Origin of the sequence: Coleofasciculus sp. FACHB-712, from assembly GCF_014695635.1 — a bacterium.
Classification (GTDB): Bacteria; Cyanobacteriota; Cyanobacteriia; order Cyanobacteriales; family FACHB-T130; genus FACHB-T130.
Window position 1 is genome coordinate 1 of the sequence record NZ_JACJOQ010000571.1, and the last position, 9790, is coordinate 9790.

A 9790-nucleotide genomic window follows, 5' to 3' on the forward strand; every position below is an offset into this window, starting at 1 on the left:
AGGCGAGAAGCTAGATTCACTGAATCGCCAACCACTGTAGAGTCAATACGGGAAGTAAATCCCACGGTACCCATCACCACCTCACCGCGATGGATACCAATACCGACAGCGATCGCTGGTAAACCTTTTTGCATCCGCGCCTCATTGAACAGGGAAAGCGTCTGTTGCATCAAAATTGCCGCACGCACCGCGGAATCAGTTCCTTCGTCATCGAACAATGCCATGATTGCATCGCCAATATATTTGTCAATAAAGCCACCACTCTCTTCAATCGGCAATCCCATACATTCCAAAAAATCATTCAAAAACGAAAATGTTTGCTGTGGCGTCATTTGTTCAGCCATTGAGCTGTAACCTCGGATATCGCAAAACAAAATCGTCATTGTTCGCGTCGCTGATACACCCACCTGAATGTTTTCAATTCCCTCTGGTGCAATAACTGCAAGAAATTTGTCCGGTACGAAATGTTCAAACGATTTCAAAGTTTTCTGTAACTTACTAAACGATGTCTGCAATGCGACTGACATCTCGTTAAAAGACTTTGCTAAAGCACCAATTTCATCAGACAAGTTAATTTCCGCACGATGATGCAAATCCCCAGCAGCAATTCTGGCAGCACTTACCTGCAAACGCTGCACTGGATCGCTCAACCGCTTTGCCAAAATATACGCATACACTAAACCAACGAAAAGTCCCACCGTACCCACCAGCAACGCCTGATTTACCGCATAGACAACAGCGCGGTTAATTTGTCGTAGCGACATCCCAATCCGCAACGTGCCGATTTTTTCACCAGATACCATTTGGACATCCGAACTTACCTCTATAATTCGTTCGCCACGCTTCGCGCGTATGCTCTCCAAAAACTTGATATCCCGCAAAGCAAATGTTTCTACAGCAGAAGACTTTTGCGATAAATCTAGGGCGGCATTCGTCACTTTTACTGGCACAATATCTGGAATGTACTGGTTTTGGAAATCGCTAGGAGACGACGCGAGGATCTGATTTTTTTTCCGAACGTCAGAGACGAGAATGTATAGGAAATCCTGATTTTCTTTCATCAGCAAATCCAGATCCACGCGGATTTGACTCCAGTTATCTTCAGAAAGTTCGTTCGCTAAGGCATAAGCTGATAGCTTGACTAAGGACTTTGCTTGACTCTTCTGCTGCTGGCGGTAGAGGTTACTCTCGGTCTCTGCCCAAACCCAAACGATTGAGCCAACTAGCGTGACTATCAACAGCGTTGTCGCAGTCATAATCTGGGTGCGGATTGAGTGGAAAGCAAACACTTTCATGGTGCTTTAGCGCTCGTGATTCTCATTTTTATTACATCCCACTAGCGTCATCTAGCATCCGGTTTAAGTTTTAAAATTGGTAGGTCGGTTTGAGACACTGATATTCTTGGTGTCTGATGACTGTTAATAAGTTATTCTTTCTAGACTCAAGTAGGTTCGCTCTCTAAGTTAGTCTTCTTTTTGGGTTTATTCAACTCTTTGCACTTAGCTTGAGCCTCGTTATATGCCTCCGAATAGTTTTTCCCACCCATCATCACATTGCCGTAATACTCATGCGGTAAAGCATCATAAACAGGTAGTGCGTCATCTTCTGGATAATCTTCCTGAGCTTCTTCTACCGCTGCAATCAGTTTTTTTATGGTTAAACGTTGTGCCGGAAAGTAGTAGAGTTCTTGAGGATTTCTATTGAAATGTGGCAGAGTTGGATCGACAATACAATTATCCAGCTCCAGCCAACCATGCTCAATTGGTTTGTATGGCTGGTCATCCCAAACTAAAAAACCTTGAACATACATACACCCTTCAGTTAACAAGGCTGCTTTATAGGCATTGTCAAAAGGATTTTTCGCTTTGCTTTTAATGCGTTTAGACAGTTCTGTTGAAAGAGTTTCATCTAATGGTTTGCTCATATAAAATCCTTAAAAACAGTTGATATCTTCTGGAAATTTGGTTGTGATAGTTGTGTATTAATTTCTATCAAAAATTGGACAAAATTTCAACCACGAATGTCACCCATCTCTGTTTGCTCAAAGAGAAAGATTTCTCTTCCCTATCTTGACACTTAGAACCAAAAGCGAGTGTCAATGGGCCACCCATTTTTGCGGGGATAGATTCTTGGTTATCGCCCCATCTAGTTGCCAGCAAAATGTCGCAGTCGCGCAGGTCGGCGGCTGCCAAGCGGACTGGATTAGAGGGGTCACGGGAAATGGGTGCCTTCCCTTGAACCACAATTTCGCCATTAACGGGCAACTGAACACCCGCGAAGGCTAAAACATCGCGCACGCGCACTCCGTGAAGTTTGACTTTGCCAGTAGGCCAGCCCATTCTATACCCAACATTGTCCGAAATTGTGACTTGGGGCAGTTTGTCAAGAGTCGCTAAATCTAGTTCGCGCTTTCCTACACGTAATCTTACGGGTTCAGTACCAATTATCATGTGGCTAACGTAAAATGCCCAAGATAATTCGTTATACTTCTGTTTCAATTCTGGGTATCGTCTATACGGAAATATTAAATAAATTGGGCCGCCTTGAGCGCGAGGAATTGGTTTGCCATTTCTGGCGATCGCTAATGTAATCGGGTAGGCAAGCAAATCCTTGACGGCAATTGTCACTTGGTAGCCATCAAAGCAGACAAAGGTAACATCCCTGACATCGGAGGCGATCGCTAACTGTTTTAAGAGGCTAGAGACACGAATGCCGTGAAAGTCAAAAATCTCTTTTGGGTTGAGTACAAAATTCGGATCTGTGGTTTTTACACGCTCGGTTGCCAATGCTTGTAGCTGTTGCCAATTCAATTGCACAGATTCCCTCTGAGCAATTTGCCCCCCAATCTCTAGATTCCATTCAGTTTCCTGTGGCTCTTGGGAATTGGCTTTTACCTTCTGGGCATTGAGAGCGATCGCTTCCGTTCGCCATGTGTCCAATTGCTTGTTTGTTGGCTGATCTGTACAAGCTCCACAAAAGATACTCGCGATCGCTAGCGGCACTAAAGCCAAATTTTTCCCTAGGTTTGGATTCAACCGCATTTAAAAGAATACTTCTTTCGATACTTGGCTGATTAGCGATCGCTCTTACAGGTGCAGCGACTTAATTCTTTTTAACACAGTTAGATCCCTTCATCCGGGAAAATATTAGGTCGGGAAAATATCTAAAACTTATCCGGGGGTTCTCACTCTTAGTGAAATATATACACTCGGAACCTCACTTCCAGACCCTCGACCTCCACGGATTGGGGAGAACATTGATGGCAGGGAGTATTGTACCTTGGGGTGCGGTATGACCGGAAACATCACCTCCAACCCCTGCCTGCTCTTTAGGGAGGCGAGGAAATAGCACCCCATATCACCCAAGGAAATAGCCCCCTCTCCGCCTGCGGAGAAGGGTTGGGGGTGAGGTTCCCCTACTTAAAACTGCCGTAAAAAGCGCAAATCACTGCTGTACATCCGGCGCACATCATCAATTTGATGCAGTACCATCGCAAAGCGCTCAGCACCAAAGCCAGCAGCAAAGCCAGTATAAACTTCTGGGTCGTAACCTACTTTCTTGAGGACATTGGGATCGACCATCCCGCAGCCCATCACTTCTAGCCAACGCCCTTGCCACTGCACATCCACTTCCGCAGAAGGCTCAGTGAAGGGGAAATAACTCGTCCGGAAGCGAATTGGCAACTCTGCGCCAAACATTTCTTCCAAAAACACTTTAATCGTGCCCTTGAGGTCAGTGAAAGTCAGTCCTTCATCTACTGCCAAAATTTCGATCTGATGGAAGACTGCCGAATGGGTCGCATCGACGGTATCCCGACGGTAACAGCGTCCGGGGGCAACAATCCGAATCGGCGGCTCATTTTCTTCCATGTAGCGAATCTGCACCGAAGAAGTATGAGTCCGCAGCAGATTACCATCCGGCAGGTAGAAAGTATCCTGCATATCGCGGGCAGGGTGGTCGGCGGGAGTGTTTAGCGCCTCAAAGTTGTAGTAGTCTGTCTCCATTTCCGGGCCGTTGGCGACGGTGTAGCCGAGTCCGACGAAGATATCCACAACCCGGTCGATCGTGCTGTTGAGGGGGTGCTTGCGACCGAGGGGGCGGTAAACTCCCGGCATCGTGACATCCAGGGTTTCTGACTCCAGCTTTGCCTGGATTTGTGCTTCCTGTAAGTTTGTCCGCTTGCGATCCAAGTCTTGTTGTAGCGCTTCTTTGACTTCATTTGCTAAAGCACCAATGCGGGGGCGATCGCTTGCGTCTAATTTGCCTAAACCCCCTAGTACCTTCGAGAGCTGCCCTTTCTTGCCCAGATAGCCAACTCTGAGTTCCTCTAGGCGTTCCAGGGTATCGGCGGCAGCGATCGCTTGAGTTGCTTCCTGTTTGAGCGCGGCTAATTGAGCCTCAAGCTCGTTGAGCATCGTGGTCATTTTAGAGAGGGTCATTTTTAGTGGCAGTAAGCTTGAGTTTAGCGTGATTTTGACTCATCCATCTGCCACAAGCTGCTACAGACTGCGATGCAAATTCATCCACAATAGAGTGAACTCCTCGATAGCACCCCTTGATTGAATTGATGAAATTGCTAATCAGCAACGATGATGGCATCTTCGCTCTGGGCATTCGCACCCTCGCCAATGCTCTCGCAGAAGCCGGTCACGATGTCACCGTAGTTTGTCCCGACCGAGAACGGTCAGCCACTGGTCACGGTCTTACCCTCCACGACCCCATTCGCGCCGAAGTCGTTGACTCGATTTTTCATCCCACAGTTAAAGCTTGGTCTTGTTCAGGAACCCCCTCCGACTGCGTGAAACTGGCGCTAGGTGCTTTGCTCGATGCCCCTCCGGATTTTGTCCTTTCTGGCATTAACCACGGTTCTAATCTCGGCACCGATATTCTCTACTCCGGCACAGTTTCGGCGGCGATGGAAGGCGTGATTGAAGGAATTCCCAGCATTGCTTTTAGCCTGACCAGTTACACTTTAAGGGAATTTCAACCCGCTGCCCGGTTTGCCACAATTCTGCTTTCTCAGTTATCGAAGCAGCCGCTACCAGAGGCAATGTTGCTCAACGTCAATGTGCCGCCTGTGAAGTGGGAAGAGATTGCTGGTGTTGCTCTGACTCGCCAAGGAATTCGTCGCTATTTTGATATCTTTCAAAAGCGAGTAGATCCTCGTGGCAAAACTTATTATTGGTTAGCAGGTGAGGCTTTGGAGGAGGTAGAACAACCAGAAAATCCCCTGTTACCCAGTCATATAGAAACGGATGTTCAGGCGATTCGCAAAAATTACATCACCGTGACACCTTTGCAATACAACCTGACCTATGCCGCGGGGATTAATAGCTTGCAGGAGTGGGGATTAAATTTCCATTTATAGCCATTCTCTATTGAATAGAGTACGGTTTAACCCTATCCCTGCCCTCCCGTAAACACCACTGGGTTCAATATTCTCCCCTCTCCGTTCACGGAGAGGGGTTGGGGGTGAGGTTCCGAGTGTATATATAAAGATTAAGGAATCCTCAATCTTCAACAAAAAGCGAATTATGGCTGCACTACATTTTTCCGCTTTAACGCTCTAGCAGCACCAGCAGCAACCAATCCTAAAGCTACTGCTGTACCAGGCTCAGGCACAGGCTTTGGTGGCTTAGGCTTGGGCTTGCCAGCTAGCTCGTAACTTCCATTCTGAGTTTGAAACTTGATGGGAAAAGAATCTAAAGTAGCAGCGTAATTTACGCCGAAATTTCCGGTAATGTTGACCTTAATCGTATCAGACTTACCGCCTGATTGCAGACCATCTTTAACATCGCCACCATTGCAACCATTTGCTGCGTAGATGCAAACATCAATGTCTTTAAAGCCCCCAGGAAACTGCTGATTACTAGAATTATCAGGCGGCTTACCAGACTTACCAGATTTATTGGGCTTAACAGTTTGAACCTCAGCCTTTTGAACCTCAGCATTGTCAAAAATGCTTCCTGGTTTAATCAATGACACAGAAGTCGCATCAGGAGTTACGCTAAACCCAGTACTGAGTATCGCTGCCTGAAAATTAGCAGATGTTGTATTAGTAATTTTGACTTCTAAAGATAGCAGATTTTGCGTGAAGTCAAGCACCTTAAAGATACCTGTAGCGCTTAAATCTACCGGAGTGCTTTTACCATCCGTGTTTTTAGTACCGCTGGCGAGGAACCAGTCAACTAAAAAGGAATTACCAATGTCATTTTTAGTAATACCAACATCGTACAGTTGTTGACCGGCTGGATTCCCCGCTGTACTATCGGCTCCTGTCTTTGTAGTGATTGTGAAGGCGCTGGCAGGAGAGAAGGTAGAAGATGCGGTGGCAATTCCTGCGGCAACTACAACCGAAGCGAAAATCGAAACAGAACGGCTACCAACAGCAGATAAAACAGGTAATCCGATATTTAGTTTTGAGAGGATTTTTGCCATTATATTGACTTCCTGTATTTTTGCCTGATTTATCTAACTAGCCGTAGACATTTTTATGGTGTGTAAATATATGTGTAAGTGATTTCGGTAGATAGTGTCTAGAGTACGGTAGTGGTTTTTACTGACTCTTTAAGAATATAGGGGCTTGCTTTATCAAAACTTCAAAAAGAGAATATGTAATTCTCCGCTAGAAAACAGAGCTAACGGAGAATTACGTAAGTTTTCACTTTTCGGAGAAGTTATTTTTAAGTGATCTACTCCTGTGCAACTGCATACTGAACCAGTTGACTCATGCGCTGGCGCAAGGTTTCTAAGCCGAGGCGCTGACTCGCTGAAATAAACACCGCTTGCGGAAATTCTTCCTGTGCCAGAACCAACGTATCGCCATCAACTTCGTCGATTTTATTAAACACAACCAGCACTGGGCCGGGTGTTATAGGCATTTCCGACAAGATAGTCATCACAGAACGAATCTGACTTTGCCACGCCGGATGAGATAAATCCACGACATGAAGCAGCGCGTCAGCTTCCGTCACTTCTTCTAAAGTGGCGCGAAAGGCATCTACCAAAGAAGGCGGCAACTCGTGAATAAATCCCACCGTATCTGTCAGCACAATCTGCTGAGGTTCAGCCGTCACAGCGTCAGGAATCGTTAAGCGTCGCGTGGTGGGGTCGAGAGTCGCAAATAGTTGGTCAGCCGTGTAAACTTCGGCATTTGTCAGTACATTCAATAGGGTTGACTTCCCAGCATTCGTATAGCCAACTAAAGCCAGAGAAGGAACTTCCTGATGTTGCCGCGAAAGTCGCAGCCGCGAACGGTGTGCTTGCAGCTGGTTCACTTCCTGTTGCAGTCGGGCAATGCGGCGCGCGATCGCACGGCGTTCGGTTTCCAATTTTGTTTCCCCTGGCCCTCTAGTGCCAATACCGCCGCCTAGTCGGGACATCGCTTGACCTCGACCTGTCAGGCGGGGCAGCATATATTCCAACTGAGCCAGTTCTACCTGCAACTTACCAGCACCGGATTGGGCGCGTTGGGCAAAGATATCCAAAATCACCTCAGTGCGGTCTACCACCCGGATGCCAGTTTGCACTTCCAGGTTGCGGACTTGTGCGGGTGAAAGGTCGCGGTCAAAGACGATTAGGTTCACTCCGAGAGTCTGGGCGGTGAGGGCAATTTCTTGTACTTTTCCTTCACCCACGACTGTCTGAGGATGGGGACGGGGGCGCTTCTGCTGCATTGTCTCCAATACTTGTCCGCCAGCCGTATCCACTAACCGCGCTAATTCTTGCAATCCGTCTTGGAACTGCTGAGGCGTCCTGTCACCCGTCATCAACCCGACCAGCAGCACCCGGTCGTGGTCGATGTCTACTTGCCGAGCAACAAATTCCCGTTGGAACTCGGCTTCTAGTCCATCGACCAGTTCCAGAAAGTCCTGGTTCGCCAGCACATCTAGGCTCATCGGCGGCGACAAACTCCAGGGAGTTTCGGGGTGAGGAACTAGGTGAGCAATATAAGTTTCTTTAATATAACCTGTAGCTCCGCCGCCACGACGCTCAAAACCTGTCCCAGTGAGGGATATCACCACTAGCGCATCCAGACGTTGCATTGCCATTGCAGTTAAGGCAGCTTCATTGGGTGCTTCTGGTTTCAACTGGGTGGCGATGCAGCGAATGCCGCTAAGTCGTTCTGCACCGTAGCGAGGCAATTCTAGAGGGGGAATCTGCGTTTGCCTGGGGGTTCCCACTCCTACCCGAATCACCTGTCCCCGGCGATTGATGTAAGCGCACATTGGCTGGTTAATTTCGGTGCTGATTGCTGCCAGCCTCTGGGCAAATTCTGGCGTAGTCAGACAATCGCCCGGTAGCCGTTGATGATACAGTCGCTGTAGCTGCTTCAGATGGCTGGACTTAAGACCTTGAAGATTGCCGTAGATAGTCTCGATAGGGGTTTTATGCCAGTAAACTGGCTCCTGAATTCGATAACTCTATTTTACCGACTTCATCCCTGATGAAAAGGAGCGGGCAAAGGGACTCTGGAAGGCGAGAATTACGAATGAACAATTACCCATTACCGATTACCCATTACCCATTTCTGAATAAGTTTTCGCCATCGTGGTGTCTTTGGGTTTCCCAAAGCTTTGTCGTAGCTAGCGTAAGTTTCTTTATACCGTCCCAATCCATGCAGCGCTGCACCTCGGAATGTCCAAGCTTCTTTATCTTCTGGTGCAATTTCTAGCGCCTTGTCGCAGCTAGAGAGGGCTTCTTCGTAGCGGTTTAAGTGAATTAGCACAACGCCTCGAAATACCCAAGCAGCGTGGTCTGATGGTGCAATTTCTACAGTTCGCTCGAAGCAGACCAGTGCTTCTTGATAGCGACCTAAGTTCGCTAGCGCTTCGCCTCGGTTGTACCAGATTTTGTGGTCGCTGGAGTCAACTCCCAGTGCTTGATCGATACTCGCGATCGCTTGCTCGTAGCGCCCTAATCTACGCATAGGTATTTTTACTCTAGAAACTTAGCTTCTGAATGAGTGAATCTATTGTACAAAAATGCGGTTAGTCGTCGAGGGGATGAATGGGAGCGATCGCACTTTGTGGTGAGTGGGGATGCGACGCACAGCGTTTTGCATTGCACATTACACTTATCTACCTTTCACCAGTGACTCGTTTGCCATTAGCCCAACTTAGAAAATCAAAACTTTTGATGGCACTTTATATGCTTTCTAAGCAACTGAGCTACGCTGCATGACCTCTCTCCAAACCTCTCTCCTTGTAGGAGAGAGGCTTTGAAATTTAGCCTTCTTCCCGATTCCGGGAAGTCGGTTGGGGGTTAGGCCTGAGTGTACTTGACTCAAGCGATAAGTGCTATATTTACTGGCTAATTCAACCATTAATTTTGTTATTCAATCTACTGATGGAGCCAAAGAGCTAGCTGATTGAACGAACTAAACGTATTAAAAAAGCTATGATTATGCCTCTGGTTAGAAAGATTATCGAATCATTCGGTTGTTGAAAAGTTTCTGAAGCAACCTTATATCCAATTCCTGCCATTGCTGCTAAAATCAAAAGCCTCCCAAAATCTACTAGTAATTGATTTCGGTTACTATTTATTTTTAGATCATTATAAAAAATAGTTGTATCTACGATTAAAAAGTAAGTGATACTTGAAAAAACTAGTAAGCCGACTAAATACTGCATTAGATTATATATTTTTTAGAATTACCATTGTTTAACGATGTAAAATAATTATCTAAAGATAAATTTTGGATGTTATCCATGCATGGATAGAGTGCGCGATCGCGCTTTAGGGTGAGTGAGGACGCGATCACTTCTATTTAATGCTCTCTTCTAATAAC

The 9790-nt window shown here is 46.7% G+C and carries 8 protein-coding genes; 1 reads left to right on the top strand and 7 read right to left on the bottom strand.

Annotated elements, in window-relative coordinates; translation table 11 throughout:
- From H6F50_RS20655 to pheS, 4 genes are all read right to left on the bottom strand, one after another.
- The coding region (locus H6F50_RS20655; RefSeq protein WP_190430158.1) for an adenylate/guanylate cyclase domain-containing protein at positions 1-1295 on the bottom strand (1295 nt) is incomplete at its 3' end.
- Positions 1296-1441: 146 nt separating this feature from the next.
- Positions 1442-1924, bottom strand: a complete 483-nt coding sequence (locus H6F50_RS20660; protein ID WP_190430159.1) for a hypothetical protein — start codon at positions 1922-1924, stop codon at positions 1442-1444.
- A 67-nt stretch (positions 1925-1991) separates the two neighbouring features.
- Positions 1992-3041 carry a molybdopterin-dependent oxidoreductase gene (locus H6F50_RS20665; RefSeq protein ID WP_190430160.1) on the bottom strand — a complete coding sequence of 350 codons (1050 nt, stop codon included), beginning with the start codon at positions 3039-3041 and terminating at the stop codon, positions 1992-1994.
- A 378-nt stretch (positions 3042-3419) separates the two neighbouring features.
- On the bottom strand, positions 3420-4415 hold the full coding sequence (gene pheS / locus H6F50_RS20670; RefSeq protein WP_190415893.1) for a phenylalanine--tRNA ligase subunit alpha: 996 nt from the start codon (positions 4413-4415) through the stop codon (positions 3420-3422).
- Positions 4416-4567: 152 nt separating this feature from the next.
- Between pheS and surE the strand changes: the two genes are divergently transcribed.
- Positions 4568-5368 (top strand): 5'/3'-nucleotidase SurE, encoded by an 801-nt coding sequence (gene surE, locus H6F50_RS20675; protein WP_190415809.1) that lies wholly within the window; start codon positions 4568-4570, stop codon positions 5366-5368.
- 164 nt (positions 5369-5532) lie between these two features.
- On the opposite strand, the gene H6F50_RS20680 is transcribed toward surE, so the two are convergent.
- The 3 genes from H6F50_RS20680 to H6F50_RS20690 all read right to left on the bottom strand — a co-directional run bounded on the left by H6F50_RS20680 (position 5533) and on the right by H6F50_RS20690 (position 8929).
- Complete coding sequence (locus H6F50_RS20680; RefSeq protein ID WP_190430161.1) at positions 5533-6438, bottom strand: cistern family PEP-CTERM protein; 906 nt, start codon at positions 6436-6438, stop codon at positions 5533-5535.
- Between the two features lie 254 nt (positions 6439-6692).
- Positions 6693-8381: a GTPase HflX gene (gene hflX / locus H6F50_RS20685; protein WP_190430163.1), complete on the bottom strand. Its 1689-nt coding sequence runs from the start codon at positions 8379-8381 to the stop codon at positions 6693-6695.
- A gap of 125 nt (positions 8382-8506) precedes the next feature.
- Complete coding sequence (locus H6F50_RS20690) at positions 8507-8929, bottom strand: tetratricopeptide repeat protein (protein WP_190430162.1); 423 nt, start codon at positions 8927-8929, stop codon at positions 8507-8509.
- Between the last annotated feature and the right edge of the window lie 861 nt (positions 8930-9790).

Bases quoted from the DNA above. Each gene is read 5' to 3' on its own strand.
- pheS (WP_190415893.1), bottom strand. From the start codon at position 4,415: ATGCTCAACGAGCTTGAGGCTCAATTAGCCGCGCTCAAACAGGAAGCA.
- H6F50_RS20690 (WP_190430162.1), bottom strand. From the start codon at position 8,929: ATGCGTAGATTAGGGCGCTACGAGCAAGCGATCGCGAGTATCGATCAA.
- H6F50_RS20665 (WP_190430160.1), bottom strand. From the start codon at position 3,041: ATGCGGTTGAATCCAAACCTAGGGAAAAATTTGGCTTTAGTGCCGCTA.
- surE (WP_190415809.1), top strand. From the start codon at position 4,568: ATGAAATTGCTAATCAGCAACGATGATGGCATCTTCGCTCTGGGCATT.
- H6F50_RS20680 (WP_190430161.1), bottom strand. From the start codon at position 6,438: ATGGCAAAAATCCTCTCAAAACTAAATATCGGATTACCTGTTTTATCT.
- H6F50_RS20660 (WP_190430159.1), bottom strand. From the start codon at position 1,924: ATGAGCAAACCATTAGATGAAACTCTTTCAACAGAACTGTCTAAACGC.